Raw genomic sequence first — 21,308 nt, forward strand, 5'->3', positions numbered from 1 at the left:
ATACAGTATCTATATACTGCAAAAAATTGAACATAAGACGCCGATACATTAAGTAATCCTTACCTTTTAATCTGCAGATTGGCGAAAGCAAATACAATAGCTTCACTATCATGATAAGGGCGCTGGCGAAGGGTGTCAAGCAAGTTTTTCGTTTCTATAGCTACTACCACGATTGTATAGGTAATTCTTCACTTATAATAATGATTCAAGCCTTCAGCTCCTCAAACACTTCACTTGCTCTATTTAAAACAGAATCAGGAAAACCAGCAAGTTTTGCTACATGTATTCCATATGACTCATCTGCAATGCCTTCAATTACTTCATGTAGAAAGATAACCTCTCCGTTCCACTCTCTTATTTTTACACAAAAACATTTCACGTTCTTCAAGTATTTGCTTACTTTAGTTAATTCATGATAATGAGTTGCAAAAATGGCGCGGCACTTATTTACATTGTGAATATGTTCAATCACCGCCTGTGCAATAGATAATCCATCATACACCCCTGTGCCCCTACCAATTTCATCAAGTATCACCAAGGAACGGTCCGTTGCCTGATTTACTATCGTTGCTGTTTCGATCATCTCTACCATGAAGGTAGAATAACCAGCTGTTATATTATCCGTTGCGCCAACCCTGCTGAATATCTTGTCAATCACTCCAATATGTGCACTCTCTGCTGGCACAAATGACCCCATGTGAGCTAAAATTGCAATGAGAGCGTTTTGCCTCAAGAAAGTGCTTTTTCCAGCCATATTAGGACCAGTAATTAGATGTATACCAGCTAAATTGATGCTATTTGCAATGAATTTATCGTTAACTTCAACCACTGGATGTCTTCCGCTACAGATATTGAACTCTTTGCTGTCATCAATAATGGGTTTTACGTAATTATTTTGCACTGCAAGCTCTGCAAATGCGGTTCTAATATCAAGTTTTGCCAAAGCATTTGCAGCAAGAGCAATTTTTTCAGACTCTTTAGCAACTTCACTACACAGTTCACTAAAAATTTTCATTTCTAAGCCGATTGCAGCATCACGTGCCGTAAGAATTTTATTTTCTAGTTCTTTCAATTCATTAGTAGTGTAGCGCATGCTATTTGCTAAGCTTTGCCTATGAATAAATATATCCGAAGTTATTTTGTGATTTGCCGACACTTCAACGTAATAACCAAGTATGTTGTTGTGTAATATTTTGAGTGCGGCAATGCCAGTTAGGTCGCGATAAGATTCACGGAGTTTGGTTATTAGTTTATTACTATTATTTAATATGTAGGATAACTCAGATAATTCTGAGTTGTATTTTGAGTGAATAAATCCTCCTTCTTTCACGGAACTGAGGTTATTATCGAGTATAGCACTATTTAACAGTTCAAATAGGTCTTTATGATTGCCAAGGCTCTTATGTATTGTGCTGAGTTCACTCTCGTCACTACTTATCACCTGAGTAGTAGACACTGGTTCCTTTTCTCCGGTCAAGCACTGGAATGACATCTGAGAGTTAATTTCTGATTTTTCACTTAAACAATAATTATGCAAGGTAGACAGAAACTCAGACAACTCTAAAGTTTTTCCTAGGCCTATTTTTAATAGGTTCATATCCTTTGGTGAACCACGCCCTAGTATTAAGCGCGATAAAGACCTTTCAATATCTGGAATGTTAGATAATATCTCTCGTATTTTTTTGCGTGAATCATGATTATTTACAAAAAATTGAGCGGTGCTGAGCCTCAAATTGATTGCCTTGGAGCAAGCAAGTGGTGAAGCGAGCATTTGTTTGAGCAGGCGTCCACCAGAAGCTGTAACTGTGTGATCAATAACTGAAATTAGTGAACCTTTCTTTTCACCAAATTGAGTTGAGAATAACTCAAGATTTCTCCTTGCTGAAGCATCAATAAGCATGAAATTTTGTTGCTTATAGGTTTTCGGGAATTCAAGCCTTGGAATGGAGCCCCTTTGTGTTACTCTGACATATTCAAGCAGTGCACCGCACGCCATGATTTCTACTTTGCTGAAATTTCCTATACTCCCAAGTTCCCTGATTTTATAAAACTCGCATAACGTTCTGTGAGATTTACTATACTCAAAAAAACTCTGTACGTGTTGTGTAATTGATATTTTATAATTTTTTAAAATCGATCTAATTTTTTCGTCCTCAATGAATTTTTCAGAAATTAATAATTCTCTTGGTGATATACGCAATAAATCACTATCTAGAGCTTTCAAACTCGTTAAAGTGTGAAAAAATTTTCCCGTCGATAATTCAAGCCAACTAATAGCATATTCGTCATTTTGTTCAACTATGGATGCGAGATAATTATTGCTTTTATCCTCCAGTAGTGAATCTTCTATAATTGTACCTGGAGTTACAACTCGCACTACATCACGTTTTACTATGGATTTATAGCCCCTCTTTTTTGCTTCATCAGCAGTTTCTAATTGGTCACAGATTGCTACTTTGAATCCTAAATCTATTAGCTTGTGCAGGTAAGACTCACTACTGTGTGCTGGCACTCCACACATTGGTATTTCTTGCCCACACGAATTACCTCTCTTAGTGAGCACTATATTCAGCAATTTCGCAGCTTTAATAGCATCATCGAAAAACAACTCATAAAAATCTCCTAGCCTATAAAATAGCAGATGATCCTTGTATTGAGCTTTCAGGTTCAAATACTGCTCCATCACAGGGGTGTTTTTTTCTTTTACGAAGCTCATAATATTTTTTAATATATTGTATTGATAAACGTTATTATAGATTATATTGCACATGTGGATAACATAAATTTTAAATAGGTGTATAGAGGGAAAAATTTAAAACAATTAAATTTCTTGGATCCAAGTAGTCAGGACACTTGGATGACATAAAGAGTAGGAGTATTTGATGACAAAAAAACAAAAAACGCAGTTGTCATTCCAGCGCGTGACGCTGGAATCCAGAATATCCTAATTACAAGGTTTATTATTTAGTTTGAAAAATACTATAGCTTTTTCTATGTAAGTTGTTGCCCTTCTTTATCATTTTTACCATTTGCAGCACCAACAGATATTTCAGAGCTAACAGAGCTAACAGTGCTAATAGTTTTTTCTATCGCTTTAGCCTGTTCATAGTCTTGACTCAAAAAATACATGGCCAGCCCAACAGCTATACTAGCAACAAGAACAGATGCTATCATTACACCTAGTATCATACCACCAGAAAGACTTACTGCAACATACACACCAGCTCCAAGTACAACACCAAGAAAACCACCAATCATTATGCCAGGCACTAAACTGCCTATCATAGCGCTTTCTTTTTTCGTATGAGCTTGTTTTTTCATACTTTTAATAAGCACTTCTTTTGTTTTTCCTTGAGCTAAATCTGAAGGAATTTTATTATCCGCGTTTTGTATCAAAGGATTTGCACTATATGTAACAAGAAGGGTGGTTATTTCTTCAGTTTTATTACCTATAACTGCATGATGTAGTAATGTATTTCCCTCTTCATCTTTAAAGTTTATATGAGTACGAAATTCTTCATCTAGATTTCTTATTGGGTTGTTTTTTGCATATATCCCAGATTGTATTGCTCTATCTAAGCATTGTATCACTTGTTCTAGTGATTGCTCGCCAGGATTTTGTATAAAATGAAGCAGAATTTCGTGTACTATCGCTTCCTTTGTAGTTTTTGGGCATCGTAAAGCGTAATTAAATGTCTGTGTAGTAATAACTTCTTCTTTTCTTTTTTTAAGAACAACCCTTAAATCTTCAATCGCCTTTTCACCATCTTTTATTCCAAGAATTATTGAATCCAAATTATTTATCATGCTATCCTCCTTGGTTTGATTGCATTACTCATTAATAAATAATATAATAAATCCTGCTAAAAGTCAAGCAATTAATTAATAAGTTAATATAATCCTCCAAAAGGAGCTCCTTACTTTTTGTTCAGCATGTCCATTGGATCAGACTCTTTAAGCTTGCTGTTTGCTGAATTTATTCATCACAATAGCTACAATGTGCTATCGAAGTTCTCTGTAATCTTAGTTGGTTCTTCTAGAATATTCAAAATATCAGTTGCACAATAAACCCGATCTCTCTTTCCTTGAGAAGTTTGTGAAACGATGCCTAAATCTTCAAGCTTTACGATTGCTCTTTGGGCTGTTGTAAATACGACACCTAAGTTTTCAACCACTTTCCTTATAGTAAAGTAAGGGTTTAAAGACTATTAACTAAATCATTGTCCCATTCAAATTTTGGTGGCAAGGGGCTTGGTATAAATGCCTGATAACCAGCGAATACTTTGCCTGATGGTGATCCTTTAATATACATTCATTCAACCGAGCACACTATTTTTATAGTATATATTATTTTCAAATAAAGTCAAAAATGAAAATAAGGCTTTATCTTATTTGCGTGCATGAAAATAAGAAACTCTCTTATTATTGATTTTGCTCAAAAACGAAAATAGAAGAAGCTGCTGAACTTTATATATCCTGTTTTTCTGGAGAACTGCTATAAAACTTCTGAGTGAAGTCACTTAATTTTTACACATCTATTGTAGAGTAAGAAGAACCGAATTTGAAACAAAAATGCTAACTGATGCTTGGACTTTACTGACACTTACACTACTTGAAACTATACTTAGTGTAGACAATTTAATCTTTATTTCTCTAGCAATAGATAAGGTACCAAATGCGCTGAGAGAAAGAGTGCGCCTTATGGGCCTTGGATTAGCACTATTAATGCGTTTTGTAATACTATTTTTTACATCATCTATATTATCAATGCAAAAACCTATATTTCACACTGCATCAGCAAGGGATTTACTTATGATCGCAGGGGGATTATTCCTTATTGTTAAGAGCTCTATGGAGTTACGGGATGACATCTTTGTATGTAAGAAAAATAAAAAGAAAGCAAACGTTAAATCAAAATTTTTTTTAGTTGTGCTACAAATTATATTAATAGATTTAGTTTTTTCGGTTGATTCGATATTAACTGCTATAGCACTAACTTATAACATGGTAATAATTGCTACAGCATTTACATTTTCCATGCTAGCAATGCTGTTTTTATCAAGTTATACCGCCCAGTTAATCAAATCTAACCCAGGGTTAAAAATAATCGCCATTTTATTTATTTTACTTGTCGGTGTGTACCTCATACTTCATGGATTTCATATAGAATTACCAAAAGGATATTTGTATTCTTCATTTATGTTTGCACTGCTTGTGGAAATTATAAGCAAAATAAAGAAAATTAACCGTCATACCGCGATTCATTCGCGGTATCTCAGCCGCTAACAAGCAGCGGGATGACGAGGTTGTCGTCATGTTGCCGCGAACTGTCATACCGCGATTCATTCGCGGTATCTCTAGATCCCGCTAACACCTTACTATTACCCACAAATATAAATGTTTGTTGCATAGCTCTTAATGGCATAACTTTTGCTTGAAATAACTGTTTATATGGTGCAATTTACAGCTTTTAGTTGCTAAAATTATAACTCTTAGTTTAATAATTTTAATCTAATAAGCTTTCAGGTTAATAAAATTAAATTATTTGAGTAAATACAATACTATGTTTTTATTTGTGGGTAATAGTAAGCGCTAACACGTAGCGGGATGACGAGGTTATCGTCATGTTGCCGCGAACCGTCATACCGCGATTCATTCGCGGTATCTCTAGATCCAGCTAACAACTTACTATTACCCACAAATATAAATGTTTGTTGCATAGCTCTTAATGGCATAACTTTTGCTTGAAATAACTGTTTATATGGTGCAATTTACAGCTTTTAGTTGCTAAAATTATAACTCTTAGTTTAATAATTTTAATCTAATAAGCTTTCAGGTTAATAAAATTAAATTATTTGAGTAAATACAATATTATGTTTTTATTTGTGGGTAATAGTAAGAGCTAACAAGCAGCGGGATCTTTTTGATTTACTCCCACTCAATAGTTGCGGGTGGTTTAGAAGTGATATCATAAACAACTCTATTTACTCCGGGAACATTATTAACAATTATACTGCCGACATTGCGTAAAAAATCCCAAAATACTAGCAAGTGTTGATCCTTATCTTCAAATGGAAATGCATCGGCTGTCATACCATCAGATGATGTTACAGCCCTTAAAGCACAAACATATCCATACGTACGACCATCTCCCATAACGCCTACAGTTTTTATTGGTAATAATACAGCAAAAGCTTGCCATATCTTATCATATAGATCGTAATTTTTCATCGTATTAATATATATTTCATCTACTTCTTGCAATATTCGCACCTTTTCTTCATCGACTTCACTTATAATCCTCACTGCAAGTCCAGGTCCAGGAAATGGATGTTGAAATATTATCTCATCTGAAAGCCCAATTTCTTTTCCAAGTAGCCTTACCTCATCTTTAAAGAGGTAGCGTAAAGGCTCCACTAGCTTCAGGTTCATCTTTTCTGGCAACCCACCAACATTATGGTGAGACTTAATTGTACTAGTGTTGTTTGAGGCATGCCCTGACTCAACTACATCAGAGTAGATGGTACCTTGCATCAAAAAATCCACATCACCTATTTTTTTTGCTTCTTCTTCAAACACTTCAATAAAAGTGTTACCGATAATTTTTCGCTTTTCTTCTGGATCAGTTATTCCCTTCAACCTACTCAAAAATAAATTTGATTTATCAACGTAATTTATCGGAATCTCTTTCAACATAGCGATGGTTTGGTTCTTGCGTAACAACCCAGTATCGATAAAAATACAGTTCAATTGTTTTCCTATAGCTTTATGTGTGAGAGCCGCTGCAACGCTTGAATCAACCCCACCACTTACTGCAGCGATTACTTTTTTCTCTCCTACTACATTTTTGATTTTTTCCTTTTGCTCCTCAATAAACGACTTCATTGTCCAGTCTCTTTTGCAATTTGCAATATCCAAGAAGTTAGAGAGCAATTTACTGCCATTTGTTGTGGGCTTAACCTCAGGATGGAACTGAGTACAGTAAATCTTCCGCTGTTCGTTGACAATCATTGCAATTGTTTGATTTATCACACCTGATGCGATAACAGTAAATCCCTGTGGTATAGTATCAACACTGTCCGCATGGTTCATTAATACATCCACTTCAGAATTAACATCCCAGGTATCCTTTACAATGGGGGATTCTTTTAGTATCTTGATTTTAGTTCTACCAAACTCCTGTTTGAAACTCTCTTTTACTTTTGCTCCAAAATAATGACAAATGAGTTGCTGTCCATAGCATATTCCAAGTATAGGAACGCTTGTTGCCTCATTAAGTTTTATAATTTCATGTACTACTCTACTTGTTTCAGAACAATCATCATTTACAGATTGTGGTCCTCCAGAGAGAATAAACCCATTGAATTTTGATATTGTTTCAAAACTGATGTTGCTTGGAAATATCTCACAATAAACACCCATTCCTCTTACTTGTCTTGCGATAAGCTGTGTAAACTGTGAACCAAAATCAATAATGGCAATTGCTGACAATTTGCTCCTCCATATTATTTAAAATGATATCTGATAATAAAGAAAATAATGGAGTAAGTAAACCAAGACCTGTTTAAAAGCTTTAACGCGTGGTACAAGTTAGCTATATAGCTAATTTTCCTACACCATACCGCTGCGGCGCTAACTAGTAGCGGAATGACAGCAATCTACGTCATACCGCCGCAGTATCTCAGCCGCTAACAAGTAGCGGGATTATCTTCATGCTGCCACGAACCGTCATACCACCGCGAACCGTCATACCGCGATTCATTCGCGGTATCTCAGCCGCTAACAAGAGATCCCGCTAACAAGCAGCGGGATGACGAGGTATAAACTTTATCGTCATGCCACCGCGAACCGTCATACCGCGATTCATTCGCGGTATCTCGGCAATAGATCCCGCTAACAAGTAGCGGGATGACGATTGTCGTTTAGCAATAAATGTTTAAGAAATTTACCAAGTGAAAAAAAAGGCAAAAGAAGCCCCATGGTGGTTGGCTATTTACTATGTACTAAAATATCGGCGTTTTTTTTATTCTAAAACGCTTGATTAAGAGCGATTTAGCTGCTTTTAACTTGCAACTAACCTACACCGCAAGTGTTTAAGAAATTTACTAAGCAGGAAAAAAGGCAAAGAAACCCCGTAGTAGCTAGCATTCAAATTCTCCCTTGTCAATTTGACGTTTTTTGCTGTCTTAAACGCTTTGTAAGCGCGTTTCGGCTTATATAGGTAAAAACCTAAAAATTTTTAAAGACATGCGATGCACGTAGTACGAAAAATTAAACATGAGACGCCAAATACCCTAAGTTTTTTGTCATTAACCTGCACAGATTGCGAAGATAAATAAATAGCTTCAGTTTTATGATAATGGAGCTGGCGGAGTTTGTCAAGAAAGTTTTTTCGTTTCTATTCCCAATAAAAGTGCGTTATATGGTTATGCAAGAAGTCTATTTACCCATTTGCTTAACTTTCTCTCTACTTTTTTTGAGTAAGGCCGCTATTGGCATGACAGACATTCATCGTAGTCAATATCTGTTTTTTGTTGCAATATTTCACTTTTTTTGAATATGTCATGCGAGACCTTATCGGCTCTCTGCATTGATTGTGATCTGCAGTAATATAAGCTCTTCAATCCTTTTTTCCAAGCAAGCATGTGTATTTTGTGCAAGTAACGTTTATGTACGTTGGCAGGTAAGAACAGATTTACTGATTGAGATTGACAAATATACGAAGTTCTATCACTTGCATGTTCTATAATCCATCTTTGGTCAAGCTCGTACGCTGTTTTAAATGTCAATTTTTCATGCTCACTAAGAAAATCTAAATGCTGAACGGAACCCTCGTTTGTTGAAATTGAAGACCATATTTTATCATTGTCTTGATTTTTTTCTGCTAATAGTTTTTGCAAGAATTTATTTCGCACTACAAATGAGCCTGTAAGTGTCTTTTGTATGAATACGTTTGCTGCGTATGGTTCTATTCCAGGGGAGGTATTACCTGCAATAATGGAGATCGAGGCAGTAGGAGCAATAGCGAGTTTGTGTGTAAACCTTTCCATTAGATCAACTTCTTTGGCATCAGAACATGCTCCCTTTTCTTCTGCTAATTTTTTAGAAACTATATCTGCTTGCTCGCGTAAATACTTAAATATTTTTTTATTCCATTGTTGTGCTGTTACTGATTCAAAAGGAACCATTTTGCTTTGTAAAAATGAGTGAAAGCCCATCACACCAAGACCAATACTGCGTTCTCTGGCTGCAGAATATTTTGCTCGCTGCATTTCATTCGGTGCTTTATTTATGAAATCTTCCAATACATTATCAAGAAAGCGCATTATATCTTCTATGAAGAGTTTATTGTCTTTCCATTCTTCGTAGTACTCAAGGTTTACGGATGATAGACAACACACAGCAGTGCGTGACTTATTCAGGTGATCATAACCTGTGGTTAAAGTTATTTCACTGCATAGATTTGACATCTTGATGTCTAAGTTGAGCTTTTTGTAAGATTCTGGCTTATTGTTATTTGTTGCATCAAGGAAAATAATGTAAGGTTCTCCAGTTTCAACTCTTGCTGTTAATATTTTGATCCATATATCCCGCGCTTTTACAGTTGAAATAACCTTATTGTTGTGAGGGCTTATTAAATTCCATTCTTGATCATTCTCAACAGCCTGCATAAATTTATCTGTTACTATTACAGCATGATGTATATTTAACGCTTTGCGATTTGGGTCACCGCCTGTTGGCTTGCGTAAATCTAGAAACTCTTCTATCTCCGGATGAGATACAGGAAGGTAGACTGCTGAACTTCCTCGCCTTAGGGATCCCTGACTAATTGCAAGCGTTAGAGCATTTTGCACTACAATAAATGGAACAATTCCTGATGTTTTGCCGCTACCCTTTACGCTTTCGCCTATTGAGCGTAAATTTCCCCAATAACTACCTATGCCTCCTCCACGTGCAGCAAGCCAAACATTTTCGTTCCATAGATCAACTATTCCCTGCAAGCTGTCTTCGGTTTCATTAAGAAAGCAAGAGATAGGTAACCCTCTCTTAGTGCCACCATTGCTGAGTATTGGTGTTGAAGGCATGAACCACAAGTTGCTCATGTAGTCATAAAGACGCTGCGCATGTTCTTTATTATCAGAATAGTAATTAGCAATACGTGCAAAGAGGTCTTGATAACTTTCATTTTCTATTAAATACCTGTCTGATAGAACTGCTTTTCCAAAGTCGTTTAATTTGCTGTCCTTTGCGTAATTAATGGTAATGTTATTCATAAAGTTCCTTTTATTCTTTTATTATATATAGATACTTAAAAGTCATTTTGAGCGATTTTTAAGTTAGGTTTTTCGGATTTTCTTGTTGATGCTGTAATGCAAACAAGATACCGTCAACCTGACTGCCATATATTTTACAGTAACTCATATAACTTATTTGCATATTTATTTCTTTTGCAACATGTTGAACATAACTTTCTGAGTGACGAAAATAGTCTCCTTTATTTACAAAGTCAATACCTTCACCTTCCTTTCTTCTTATTAAACATACAATAACTCCTTTTTTGCTCGTAGATCTTTTTGCTAATTCCAACTCTTCTTGAAAGTCATGTAGATAATGTAGCACTTCAGCAAAGATAATTACATCATACTGCTGGTTTTTCTCTTGTTTAAGAAACTCTTTCATTTCCATATGTATTAATTCATTGTAAACAGGCTTACCTTTTATAAAGCATCCTCTTGCGATATTTAGCATTCTACTTGAAATGTCAATTCCTGTTATATGGTTTCCAATACTATTTATTTTCAAGAAATGACCACATATTCCAGTTCCACAACCAAGGTCGAGTATATTGAGCTCAGAAGTGGAGTTGTTGAAGATTTTTGTAATTATCATGTGTACAAGTTCATGCCCTCTATATTGTTTGGCAATCAACCAATGCTCAACAAAATATTCACCTGTGTAATCAAAATATTGTCTTATGAGGTTTTTTGGCAATTCTGTAATAGGCGCTGAGTTTGTCATTTTTTTTATATAGTAAGACGCCTCCTCGTGGTCATTATCTAATTTTAGTGCCCTTGTTAAATAATTATAAGCTTTGTTAGTATTCCCTACCGCAAAATGACACCTTCCGATGTTATACCAGACTATAGGTAAATGGGGGTAAAATATGCTAATTAACCAAAATCGTAACTTTGCATCTGATATGCTACCTTTATAAAAGTGATATAAACCGATTTCAATGTTGGTGTTTAACAGGTTCTTAGATTTTTTAAGAAGCACTGTCATTTCTTTATGAAGAGTATTATATTTATTCACAATGAAGTGTTTTACTTTCTTAATATTTAATACGCCAATGAGCTTAGACATACAATTTAAAGCAACGTTTTTTATAAAAGAGAGATTACTTTTCATACGTTAGAAATACTCCGAATGTTTATTATCATTTTTAGGCAATTGATTTTAACACATTTTATCTTACAAAATATCTTTTTTATTAATTTTTACTGTATATATAAGTTTACCACATATTTCTCAGATTATACTGTTTAGGATTGCTAGTATATTGTTGTTGATAATATAAGTAAATGTTTTGTGCAAAAAGGCGTTGACATATTATTTATTAGGTTATAACATATAAAAGATTAATTTAGTTTTTAGATGTTTGACAAGTTTTATGGTAGAGATTAATTTAATCTCAATTCAATTTTAATAATATTTAACTCTGCATATTCTGCATATAGTCGGATAAATAAATTATTAAGAGCACTTGATGGATGCCTTGGCGTTAAGAGGCGATGAAGGACGTGGCAGGCTGCGATAAGCTGTGGGGAATTGTCAACAAATTTTGATCCGCAGATTTCCGAATGGGGAAACCCAACTAGTTTAGCTAGTTATTACGTACTAAGTATGTAAAGCAAACTTGGTGAACTGAAATATCTAAGTAGCCAAAGGAAAAGAAATCAACCGAGATTCTGTTAGTAGTGACGAGCGAAAGCGGAAAAGGCTAGTGATTTAAGAATAAGAATTAGAATACTCTGGAAATAGTAACCATAGAAGGTGATAGTCCTGTATAAGTAGAAAGTTTTTAAATCCTTGAGTAGAGCGGGGCACGTGAAATCCTGTTTGAATATGGGGGGACCATCCTCCAAGCCTAAATACTCCTTAACGACCGATAGTGAACAAGTACCGTGAGGGAAAGGTGAAAAGAACCCCGGGAGGGGAGTGAAATAGAATCTGAAATCAAGTGCTTACAAACAGTTGGAGCTCTATATCAATTTATTGATATTTAGAGTGACAGCGTACCTTTTGCATAATGGGTCAGCGAGTTAATCTATGAAGCAAGCTTAAGCCGTTAGGTGTAGGCGTAGCGAAAGCAAGTCTGAATAGGGCGTTTTAGTTTTATGGATTAGACCCGAAACCAAGTGATCTAGTCATGACCAGATTGAAGGTGTGGTAAAACACACTGGAGGATCGAACCAGTTAATGTTGCAACATTATTGGATGAGTTGTGATTAGGGGTGAAAGGCCAATCAAACTTGGAAATAGCTGGTTCTCCGCGAAATCTATTTAGGTAGAGCGTTGTATGTATGTTGTTGGGGGTAGAGCACTGGATAGACTAGGGGGATTCACCGTCTTACCAAATCTAACTAAACTCCGAATACCAACAATTAATTATACAGCAGGCACACTACGGGTGCTAAGTCCGTGGTGAAGAGGGAAACAACCCAGATCACTATCTAAGGTCCCAAAATTACAGCTAAGTGGGGAAGGAAGTAGAAAAACCATTACAGCTAGGAGGTTGGCTTGGAAGCAGCCATCCTTTAAAGAAAGCGTAACAGCTCACTTGTCTAAATAAGTTTTTCTGCGCCGAAAATGTACCGGGGCTAAAGCTGTATACCGAAGATGTGAGTGCTTATTGATTTCGATCAATAGGCGCGGTAGCGGAGCGTTCCGTAAGTCTGTGAAGGTGGTTTGTGAAAACTGCTGGAGATATCGGAAGTGAGAATGCTGACATAAGTAGCGTAAAAGAGTGTGAAAAACACTCTCACCAAAAATCTAAGGGTTCCTACGTTAAGTTAATCTGCGTAGGGTTAGTCGGTTCCTAAGGCGAGTCCGTAAAGGAGTAGTCGATGGCAATTAGGTTAATATTCCTAAACCTCTTAAGTGTGACGGGTTTCGTATTTGTATAGATCTTATTGGATTGATCTATGCTTAAAAGAAGCTCCAGGAAATAGCACTTATATTTATGAGGCCGTACCGCAAACCGACACTGGTGGATGAGTAGAGTATACTAAGGTGTTGAAAGAATGATGTTGAAGGAACTCGGCAAGTTATACCTGTAACTTCGGAAGAAGGGTAACCTGCTTTTAGGCAACTATGAGTAGGTGGCACAAAATAGGGAGTAGCGACTGTTTACTAAAAACACAGGACTCTGCAAACACGTAAGTGGAAGTATAGGGTCTGACGCCTGCCCGGTGCTGGAAGGTTAATAGGAAGGGTGCAAGCTCCGAATTGAAGCCCCAGTAAACGGCGGCCGTAACACTGACGGTCCTAAGGTAGCGAAATTCCTTGTCGGGTAAGTTCCGACCCGCACGAATGGCGTAACGATTTCTCCACTGTCTCCAACATCACTTCAGCGAAATTGAATTCCCCGTGCAGATGCGGGGTACCCGCGGTTAGACGAAGAGACCCCGTGCACCTTTACTATAGCTTTACATTGCTATTAAAAGTGTGATGTGCAGGATAGGTGGGAGACTTTGAAGTTATGGCGCTAGCTATAATGGAGTCAACCTTGAGATACCACCCTTTACACTTTTGATATCTAACTATGTTTCATTATCTGGAACTAGGACATTGTATGGTGGGTAGTTTGACTGGGGCGGTCGCCTCCTAAAAAGTAACGGAGGCGTGCGAAGGTAAGCTAGAGCTGGTCGGAAATCAGCTTGATAGTATAATGGCATAAGCTTGCCTGACTGCGAGGCTGACAAGCCAAGCAGAGACGAAAGTCGGTCATAGTGATCCGGTGATTCTGTATGGAAGGGTCATCGCTCAACGGATAAAAGGTACGCCGGGGATAACAGGCTGATGGTGTTCGAGCGTTCATAGCGACGACACCGTTTGGCACCTCGATGTCGACTCATCACATCCTGGGGCTGAAGAAGGTCCCAAGGGTTCGGCTGTTCGCCGATTAAAGTGATACGTGAGTTGGGTTTAGAACGTCGTGAGACAGTTCGGTTTCTATCTGCCGTGGGTGAAGGAAATTTGAGAAGGTCTGACTCTAGTACGAGAGGACCGAGATGGATATACCTCTGGTGTACCAGCTGTTATGCCAATAGCATCGCTGGGTGGCTATGTATAGATGGGATAATTGCTGAAAGCATATAAGCAAGAAACCCTCTTCAAAAAGATTTCCCAATTAAGGCCGTGGAAGACTACCACGTTGATAGGCTAGGTGTGGAAGCATGGTAACATGTGAAGCTAACTAGTACTAATAGCCTGATTGATTTATTTGCTTTCTATATGTGTGTATGCAGTGTTAAATATTAAGTTAAAATTGTTAAGTTAGAAATTTTTATTGACTTGGTGGCTATAGCAAAAATGAACCACCCGATCTCATCTCGAACTCGGAAGTGAAACTTTTTAGCGCTGATGGTACTTGAAAAGGGAGAGTAGGTCGCCGCCAAGTTTATAAAAATTTCTTTGTTAATTAGACAGTAGGTATACTTATATTTTAACTTTCTTGTTTTGTTACTATTCTTTAAGTTTTTACTTTAACTACGATATCTTTTTTTTCTTATATGTTCTTGGTCATTTTCTACATTATTTAGCATTGTTCCTACTTCCCCTAATTGATTCCCTTTTGAAGGAGAATTACTGATTTCTGGTAATATTACATTACCTCCCACTTTTTTAAATAATTCTTCTTGTTGGCGAAATGCTGACCTCCAATCTGTTCCTGTTCCTTTAGGAAGAAATAAGAATTGATACATCTGACCAAAGCCTGTGTTATTTACCTCTTTTATATCCTCTACCATTCACCACACCCATTAACTATTTTTAAAAATTTTACCTATATTATCATAAAAAATATAGTTGTAAATACCTTAATTGAGATTTTTTTTATTTTATCTTTTTTAAGCAAATAGTTAGATCTTTTTGTAAATTTTTATAACTTGCTTGCATAATGTTTCTATGAGTTAGTATTATGTAGTAGTGCCCTATATTACTTATATTTAAAATGCTAATTTTAGCAAGCATTCGTAGTTGCCTTTTTATTTTATTTCTTTTTGCTGCTTTTCCGGTTTTTTTACTGATAGCCAGACCTACTCTAATAGTATGAATGTACTTTTCAGGTTCTCTTTCTTTTATAGCGTACAGTGATATATAAAGCCCACGATAAAAAAGACTGTTGAGTGCTAACTTATTTTTGAAAGCAGAAGAAAAATCTTTTTTTTTATACTTACTATGCGCATAATTTGTTACACCCTAATGAACGGCGCCTATTAAGGATTTTTCTTCCAGCTCTTGTTGCCATACGTGAACGAAATCCGTGTCTGCGCTTTCTTATCAAATTTTTTGGTTGAAATGTTCTCTTCATTGTTTTTATATTAATATAATTATTTATTTTAAATTGTTTTACTTTATTGTCAAATAATGGTGAACTTGTATGACATTTTCGTAGAATAAAATTTGATGCATGGAAGAATGAATTCGGTGATAGTCATACCTGTCTTACTAATCCTTTTATTTTGTTTTAGTAGGTTTCAAGAAGTAAATAAGGTTAAATCTTATCTATATCTTAGTTGTGTATGGATGCTAACTTGGTTGTTAGTATTCTATAATAATTGTTTTGTAACTTTTATTTCTATAGCGTTACTTTTTTTCATGCTTGCTTTTATCTTTAAAAATAAAAGAAATAAGATAATAAAACTTTCGTTATTTGTGGCTTTGGCCATATCATTTTTTATCACTTTATTTATAATGCTGTCTATTTTTATTCAATCCATTAGTTTTTTTAATAAAGTAGCTATTTCAGAATTCTTGTTTTGCTTGAAATGGGGCCACAATGTAGTCACTATCAATGAAGAAAAGATAGGATGTTTTGGTATAGCGCCGCTTTTAGTTGGTACATTACTTATAACTATTATAGCAATGTTAGTTGTCGTTCCGCTTGGTTTATTTTCTGCAATATATATTAGTGAATATGCGAGTGAGAAAGTGCGTTATATTGTTAATACAACTTTGCAAGTTTTGTCTGCTATTCCTACGGTTGTATATGGATATTTCGCGGTTGTGTTTTTGTCTTTCTTTATAAAGCAGGTAGCAAATTTTTTTGGTTTAAGTATACACTCAGAAAGTGCCTTAGTTGCCGGTTTATCGATTGGGATAATGATTCTTCCTTTTATTATTTCTTTACTCGAAGATGCCATAAGATCTGTTCCAAAAAGCTTGCGTTATGGCTTCATGGCACTTGGTGCAACTCCAGCGGAAACTATATGGCATATAACAATACCTTATGCAATGCCTACAATTTTAAGTGCAATTTTATTGTCAATTTCAAGAGTGATAGGTGAAACAATGATTGTGCTAATGGCTGTGGGAATCAACGCAAATTTGACTTTTAACCCTCTTAATTCAGTTACTACCATTACCGTGCAGATCGCTACATTACTTACCGGAGATCAGGATTTCAATAGTGTACAAACTCTTGCTGCTTATGCGCTTAGTTTAGTATTGTTTATTATTACTTGGCTATTAAATGCATTTGCATTGTTTGTAATGAAGCGTAACTAGTAAGCGTTTTAATGTTGCAAAATTTCTATTAATAATATAAAATTTATTTTCTTTAGAAGTTCTTTTATGGAATTATAGTGTTAGGTGATAAAAATAAAGAGATGAATATAGGTAGAGCGATTAAGGTAACTCAAGCAGTTGTTGATATAAAATTTGAAGGTGAATTGCCTAAAATATTTAATGCTTTAAAAAGCAAACTAAAATATAAGGATAAGGAGCTGGTTTTAGAAGTTTCGCAGCATATAGGTGACAATATAGTTCGTTGTATTGCTATGGATAGCACAGATGGCATGTCAAGGGGGGATGAATTTGTTGATACAGGTGCACCAATATCGGTGCCAATTGGGCGTTCAACTTTAGGAAGGATTTTTAATGTTGTTGGAGAGCTTATAGATGAGTGTGGTCCACTGAAGGGAAAGTATAACTTAGAGCCTATACACAGAGCACCTCCAAGTTTTACTGAACAGAGAATACAGGAAGAAGTTTTAGTTACGGGAATAAAAGTTATAGATCTTCTTGCACCTTATCTTAAAGGAGGAAAAATTGGCTTATTTGGTGGAGCCGGTGTTGGTAAAACAGTCCTAATAATGGAATTAATTAATAATATAGCAAAAGCTCATAAAGGATTTTCTGTGTTTGCCGGGGTAGGGGAGAGAACGCGTGAAGGTAACGATCTTTATCACGAGATGATCACTTCAAATGTAATAAATATAAATGAGCATGAAAAATCTCAAGCTGTTTTGGTTTATGGTCAGATGAATGAGCCTCCTGGAGCAAGGGCTAGAGTTGCTTTAACAGCACTTACTATGGCAGAATATTTCCGTGATAAGGAAAATCAAGATGTTCTATTTTTTGTGGATAATATCTTTAGATTTACACAAGCTGGTTCTGAAATTTCTGCTTTACTTGGAAGAATACCGTCAGCTGTTGGTTATCAGCCAACCCTTGCAACTGATATGGGTGCAATGCAAGAAAGAATAGCTTCAACAACTTCTGGCTCTATTACTTCTGTGCAAGCTATATATGTTCCTGCGGACGATTTGACTGATCCAGCCCCAGCAACTACATTCTCTCACCTTGATGCAACCACAGTGTTGTCAAGGCAAATAGCTGAAATGGGAATATACCCTGCTGTTGATCCACTTGATTCAACTTCTCAATCTTTATCTGCTGAAATCATTGGTGAAGAACATTATAATGTAGCTTCTGAGGTGAAACGTATATTGCAAACTTATAAATCACTGCAAGATATTATCGCAATACTTGGTATGGATGAGCTATCTGATGAAGATAAAATTATTGTTGATAGGGCTCGTAAGATTCAGAAATTTCTTTCTCAACCTTTTCACGTTGCAGAAATATTTACTGGCATGCCTGGTAAATTTGTTTCACTTTCTGATACTGTTTCCAGTTTTAAAGGGATTGTTGAAGGCAAATATGATCACTTACCAGAGGCTGCTTTTTATATGGTGGGGAATATAGATGAAGCAATAAAAAAGGCTGAATTAATACAAGCTGAAGCTAAATAAAAGTTAAAGATTATGAATACTTTTAAAGTGCAATTTTTCTCTCCTGATGATCAAATTTCATTCAGTGGAGTGGTTTCTCTTTCAGTAACTGGGCTCGAAGGGGAGCTTATGATTTTAGCTCACCATGCTCCTTACTTAATTTATTTATTGCCTGGTATGATTACTGTTAAAATGAGTAACCAAACAGAAAAGAAGGTTGTAATTGATAGTGGCGTATTAGAAGTTGCAAATAATAATTGTAGCATTATAACAAGTCAAATTCAGGTTTTTGATCGTGCAATTCATGATGAGAAATCGTTTAAAAATAAGAGAATTAGTATATATTTAAGTTATCTTGATGAGAAGTTTCTTTCTTAGTTATTTTAGGCAAAAAGTCAATTATCATTCAAGTGGCTATAAGATTTTTGCTCAGGGGGCTCTTTTTTGTCATCCCAGAAACCCCGGGGTGTCATCCCAGTGTCGGAGTACTTTAGGTGTATGATCCCAGAGTGTGATGGTATGGGACCATACACCTAATCAAATAAAAATTAAAGAAGGAGAGTTGGTTGTAACGGTTGGAGATAACGACTTTGTTTTACCTGGAATTTACGTTGGATAAACTACAAAAAATAACAGGTAAAAATCAACGTAAATTTAAGATAAATCGATTTTATTAGTATTATCAAATCAAAATCTGTTTTTAATTAATCAATAATACTTTTTTACATATTTTCATCCCCTTTCATGGATTTTTTAATTTTATAGATGATATCTAATATTATTAGAAGCATTGTAAAATATCTTATGAGAAAAATTATAAAATATATTAGCATTATTGGTATTGCATGTTTAGTATTGTTATTTTTTATATCTAATGTGGAAACACGCGTAAAAACACAGGAAGAACAATTATTCCTAGCTGTAGAAGATGGTAATGCACAAGAAGTAAAACTATTACTCAAAAATGGTGCAGACCCAAATTGACCTTACCCAGAAAAAGTAGAGAGAAAGTTAAGACGTTTTTATCATGAGAATAAATTGTGCAGGAATGCAATAGTTAATAGTAGAATGTCTACGTTATTTGTTATAAAAGATTTCTATGTATTCAAATATGGCAGTTCTGGTTTGTTGAGCGAGAAGTATCAATAAGCAGCTCCCTTTTAAGTGAACTTTTCTGCAACAGAGTTATCGTAACAACAGCCCTTATGGCTCATGCTGGAAATGATGTTTTTTGTATTCAATAGAAATTGGTAATTTTGAGAGGTATACTGTGACCCTTGATCGCTATGTAACAGCAGATTTTTATCGGGTTTGCGTTTATCAACGGCCATCAATAAAGAATCTATAACTAATTATCATGTTACTCATTAACCACCATGCGTGAATATAGGTCAATTATTGCCGCCAACAACCTTCTTTAGTTTTTATGTAGGTAATCCCAAACTTTATTTGGCTGATCAGTAGTAAAATTTTGATCCAATGTGTTCGGAGCCACAACTCGGTTGCTTATTTGCTGTTTTTTATTTTTGAACCTTCGTCTAAACTTGGCTTTAATGCCATTTTCTTGCATAACACTTTGTACTGTTTTAATTTTTGCCTAAAGCTTTTAATTCAGCGTGAATTTTAGGGGCTCCATATCTGCATTTAGAAGCTTGATGTATTTTTTGAATATCTGCTAGAAGCCCTTCTTTTGCTAATTCTTTACTGCTTTTTTCCTTAGCAACCAATACCACCAGTACAAAACCCTACATAGTTCCTGTGTTTTATAGCAATTTCTATATAAAAGAATACTTTACTCTTTTTCTTTGCCCAGGGCTTTTTTTAAGATGTCTCTTTCTCTTATTAGCTCTTTTTTTAGATCAAATCTTTCTTTGTCATAAGGAGCCTTTGCCTGGAAATGCGTATGCTCCAGACATTTTTCCATCATATTTTCTTACTTAACATACTACCATCTATACCTAGATCTTTTGCTATTTTTGTACTTGCTTGACCTGTTTCTTTAACCAGCTTAACAGCTTCTAATTTGAATTCTGCTGTATATTCTCTTCTATTTGTCATATTTTGAAAAAACGTTTTATTTTACTCCAAAAACGTCTTAACTTTCTCTCTACTTTTTCTGGGTAAGGTCACTACTTGGATGACAGATAGTAGTGCGAAAGTCTCTTACAACTTACTTTTAATTAGTCTAACCCATGCGTGCCAATCCCTCTCACCAAGATTGCTTTCAAAAGATAGGAGATCCTTTACAGCTTTTGAGCAAATTTCTTCACTTGGAATTGATAACTCCTTATTCATTGCTAACGTTAAACATTGAGTTTTGCACGCTCGTTCTAAATGATATGTGTAGAACATTGCTTCTTGTATAGTCCGACCACACGTTATAGATCCATGATTACGCATTAACATGACAAAATTTTCTTTCAGATCAGCTATTAACCTCTTTCCTTCTGTATCGCTAAGTGCTAGGGAATTATAATTATGGTAAGAGATTTTATTGTAAAAGTGCAGTGCCCATTGACTTATAGGAAGCAGCCCATCTTTGAGAGAAGAAACCGCTACAATAGAAGGTGTATGCAAGTGAAAAATTGCTTGAATATCTTTCCTTGCTTGATAAACAAAACCATGAATTATATAGCCAGTTCTATTATATTGATATTCTTTGCCTTCAATTACATCTCCATCAAATGATACTTTCATTAACGAACGTTCATCTACTTCATCAAAACGCATACCAAACGGATAAATATAAAACGACTTTTGATCTTCAGAACGCACTGAAAGGTGAGTATATGTATGATCATCGAACTTAAGGTAGGACAAAATCTGATAGGCATAGACTAGATCCCTTTTTACTCTGCTCTTTGTTAACAACACAATCCTCTGTTAGAATCTTCTGAAGGTTTATACGCGAAAAGAGACTTGTAGTAAACTAATAAGTCTATGCCACTCTGTCTTGCTTTCTGAATACCAAACACTTTTGTGTTGTAGCTTGCTTAAAAATAGTTATCG

14 protein-coding genes, 2 rRNA genes and 2 pseudogenes are annotated in these 21,308 nt (G+C 35.5%); 7 read left to right on the top strand and 11 right to left on the bottom strand.

The window, feature by feature from the left end; genetic code table 11:
- Window positions 1-205 precede the first annotated feature (205 nt).
- From mutS to OM961_RS02650, 3 genes are all read right to left on the bottom strand, one after another.
- A complete protein-coding gene (gene mutS / locus OM961_RS02640) occupies window positions 206-2,716 on the bottom strand; it encodes a DNA mismatch repair protein MutS (protein ID WP_264339587.1) in 2,511 nt (836 codons plus the stop codon).
- Window positions 2,717-2,991: 275 nt separating this feature from the next.
- Window positions 2,992-3,807: an ankyrin repeat domain-containing protein gene (locus OM961_RS02645; RefSeq protein WP_264339309.1), complete on the bottom strand. Its 816-nt coding sequence runs from the start codon at window positions 3,805-3,807 to the stop codon at window positions 2,992-2,994.
- A gap of 185 nt (window positions 3,808-3,992) precedes the next feature.
- Window positions 3,993-4,175, bottom strand: a complete 183-nt coding sequence (locus OM961_RS02650; protein WP_006279522.1) for a hypothetical protein — start codon at window positions 4,173-4,175, stop codon at window positions 3,993-3,995.
- A 397-nt stretch (window positions 4,176-4,572) separates the two neighbouring features.
- Between OM961_RS02650 and OM961_RS02655 the strand changes: the two genes are divergently transcribed.
- The gene (locus OM961_RS02655; protein ID WP_264339310.1) at window positions 4,573-5,286 is read left to right on the top strand and encodes a TerC family protein; all 714 of its coding nucleotides are present in this window, start codon (window positions 4,573-4,575) and stop codon (window positions 5,284-5,286) included.
- Between the two features lie 642 nt (window positions 5,287-5,928).
- On the opposite strand, the gene guaA is transcribed toward OM961_RS02655, so the two are convergent.
- The 3 genes from guaA to OM961_RS02670 form a co-directional block, all read right to left on the bottom strand.
- Window positions 5,929-7,491, bottom strand: a complete 1,563-nt coding sequence (gene guaA, locus OM961_RS02660; protein WP_264339311.1) for a glutamine-hydrolyzing GMP synthase — start codon at window positions 7,489-7,491, stop codon at window positions 5,929-5,931.
- Between the two features lie 998 nt (window positions 7,492-8,489).
- A complete protein-coding gene (locus OM961_RS02665; protein ID WP_264339312.1) occupies window positions 8,490-10,274 on the bottom strand; it encodes a ribonucleoside-diphosphate reductase subunit alpha in 1,785 nt (594 codons plus the stop codon).
- Window positions 10,275-10,332: 58 nt separating this feature from the next.
- Entirely contained in the window at window positions 10,333-11,409 is a 1,077-nt protein-coding gene (locus OM961_RS02670) for a methyltransferase domain-containing protein (protein ID WP_012673083.1), read from the bottom strand.
- 335 nt (window positions 11,410-11,744) lie between these two features.
- Between OM961_RS02670 and OM961_RS02675 the strand changes: the two genes are divergently transcribed.
- Window positions 11,745-14,510 (top strand): 23S ribosomal RNA (locus tag OM961_RS02675).
- Window positions 14,511-14,576: 66 nt separating this feature from the next.
- A 5S ribosomal RNA gene (gene rrf / locus OM961_RS02680) occupies window positions 14,577-14,683 on the top strand.
- Between the two features lie 85 nt (window positions 14,684-14,768).
- On the opposite strand, the gene OM961_RS02685 is transcribed toward rrf, so the two are convergent.
- From OM961_RS02685 to rpmH, 3 genes and pseudogenes are all read right to left on the bottom strand, one after another.
- The gene (locus OM961_RS02685) at window positions 14,769-15,032 is read right to left on the bottom strand and encodes a hypothetical protein (RefSeq protein WP_264339313.1); all 264 of its coding nucleotides are present in this window, start codon (window positions 15,030-15,032) and stop codon (window positions 14,769-14,771) included.
- Window positions 15,033-15,117: 85 nt separating this feature from the next.
- Window positions 15,118-15,441: pseudogene (rnpA, locus tag OM961_RS02690) on the bottom strand (ribonuclease P protein component); the annotation flags it as partial.
- 19 nt (window positions 15,442-15,460) lie between these two features.
- Window positions 15,461-15,595: a 50S ribosomal protein L34 gene (gene rpmH / locus OM961_RS02695; protein ID WP_006279898.1), complete on the bottom strand. Its 135-nt coding sequence runs from the start codon at window positions 15,593-15,595 to the stop codon at window positions 15,461-15,463.
- A gap of 107 nt (window positions 15,596-15,702) precedes the next feature.
- Here rpmH and pstC point away from each other — a divergent pair, with 107 nt between their 5' ends.
- From pstC to OM961_RS02720, 4 genes are all read left to right on the top strand, one after another.
- Window positions 15,703-16,791: a phosphate ABC transporter permease subunit PstC gene (gene pstC / locus OM961_RS02705; RefSeq protein WP_038199744.1), complete on the top strand. Its 1,089-nt coding sequence runs from the start codon at window positions 15,703-15,705 to the stop codon at window positions 16,789-16,791.
- A 101-nt stretch (window positions 16,792-16,892) separates the two neighbouring features.
- Window positions 16,893-18,320 carry a F0F1 ATP synthase subunit beta gene (atpD, locus tag OM961_RS02710; RefSeq protein WP_264339588.1) on the top strand — a complete coding sequence of 476 codons (1,428 nt, stop codon included), beginning with the start codon at window positions 16,893-16,895 and terminating at the stop codon, window positions 18,318-18,320.
- Between the two features lie 12 nt (window positions 18,321-18,332).
- A complete protein-coding gene (locus OM961_RS02715) occupies window positions 18,333-18,677 on the top strand; it encodes a F0F1 ATP synthase subunit epsilon (protein ID WP_006279902.1) in 345 nt (114 codons plus the stop codon).
- Between the two features lie 426 nt (window positions 18,678-19,103).
- A complete protein-coding gene (locus OM961_RS02720; RefSeq protein WP_238514246.1) occupies window positions 19,104-19,283 on the top strand; it encodes an ankyrin repeat domain-containing protein in 180 nt (59 codons plus the stop codon).
- Window positions 19,284-19,376: 93 nt separating this feature from the next.
- Here the strand turns inward: OM961_RS02720 and OM961_RS07580 are convergent.
- Window positions 19,377-20,357: pseudogene (locus tag OM961_RS07580) on the bottom strand (IS3 family transposase).
- Window positions 20,358-20,462: 105 nt separating this feature from the next.
- On the bottom strand, window positions 20,463-21,173 hold the full coding sequence (locus OM961_RS02740) for a class II aldolase/adducin family protein (protein ID WP_155969022.1): 711 nt from the start codon (window positions 21,171-21,173) through the stop codon (window positions 20,463-20,465).
- Window positions 21,174-21,308 lie beyond the last annotated feature (135 nt).

This window comes from Wolbachia endosymbiont (group A) of Cydia splendana (genome assembly GCF_947179475.1).
Classification (GTDB): Bacteria; Pseudomonadota; Alphaproteobacteria; order Rickettsiales; family Anaplasmataceae; genus Wolbachia; species Wolbachia pipientis.

Coding starts and splice junctions, on each gene's coding strand:
- OM961_RS02670 (WP_012673083.1), bottom strand. CDS start 11,409: ATGAAAAGTAATCTCTCTTTTATAAAAAACGTTGCTTTAAATTGTATG.
- OM961_RS02645 (WP_264339309.1), bottom strand. CDS start 3,807: ATGATAAATAATTTGGATTCAATAATTCTTGGAATAAAAGATGGTGAA.
- OM961_RS02720 (WP_238514246.1), top strand. CDS start 19,104: ATGAGAAAAATTATAAAATATATTAGCATTATTGGTATTGCATGTTTA.
- OM961_RS02715 (WP_006279902.1), top strand. CDS start 18,333: ATGAATACTTTTAAAGTGCAATTTTTCTCTCCTGATGATCAAATTTCA.
- OM961_RS02655 (WP_264339310.1), top strand. CDS start 4,573: ATGCTAACTGATGCTTGGACTTTACTGACACTTACACTACTTGAAACT.
- rpmH (WP_006279898.1), bottom strand. CDS start 15,595: ATGAAGAGAACATTTCAACCAAAAAATTTGATAAGAAAGCGCAGACAC.
- mutS (WP_264339587.1), bottom strand. CDS start 2,716: ATGAGCTTCGTAAAAGAAAAAAACACCCCTGTGATGGAGCAGTATTTG.
- OM961_RS02685 (WP_264339313.1), bottom strand. CDS start 15,032: ATGGTAGAGGATATAAAAGAGGTAAATAACACAGGCTTTGGTCAGATG.
- OM961_RS02665 (WP_264339312.1), bottom strand. CDS start 10,274: ATGAATAACATTACCATTAATTACGCAAAGGACAGCAAATTAAACGAC.
- atpD (WP_264339588.1), top strand. CDS start 16,893: ATGAATATAGGTAGAGCGATTAAGGTAACTCAAGCAGTTGTTGATATA.
- pstC (WP_038199744.1), top strand. CDS start 15,703: ATGAATTCGGTGATAGTCATACCTGTCTTACTAATCCTTTTATTTTGT.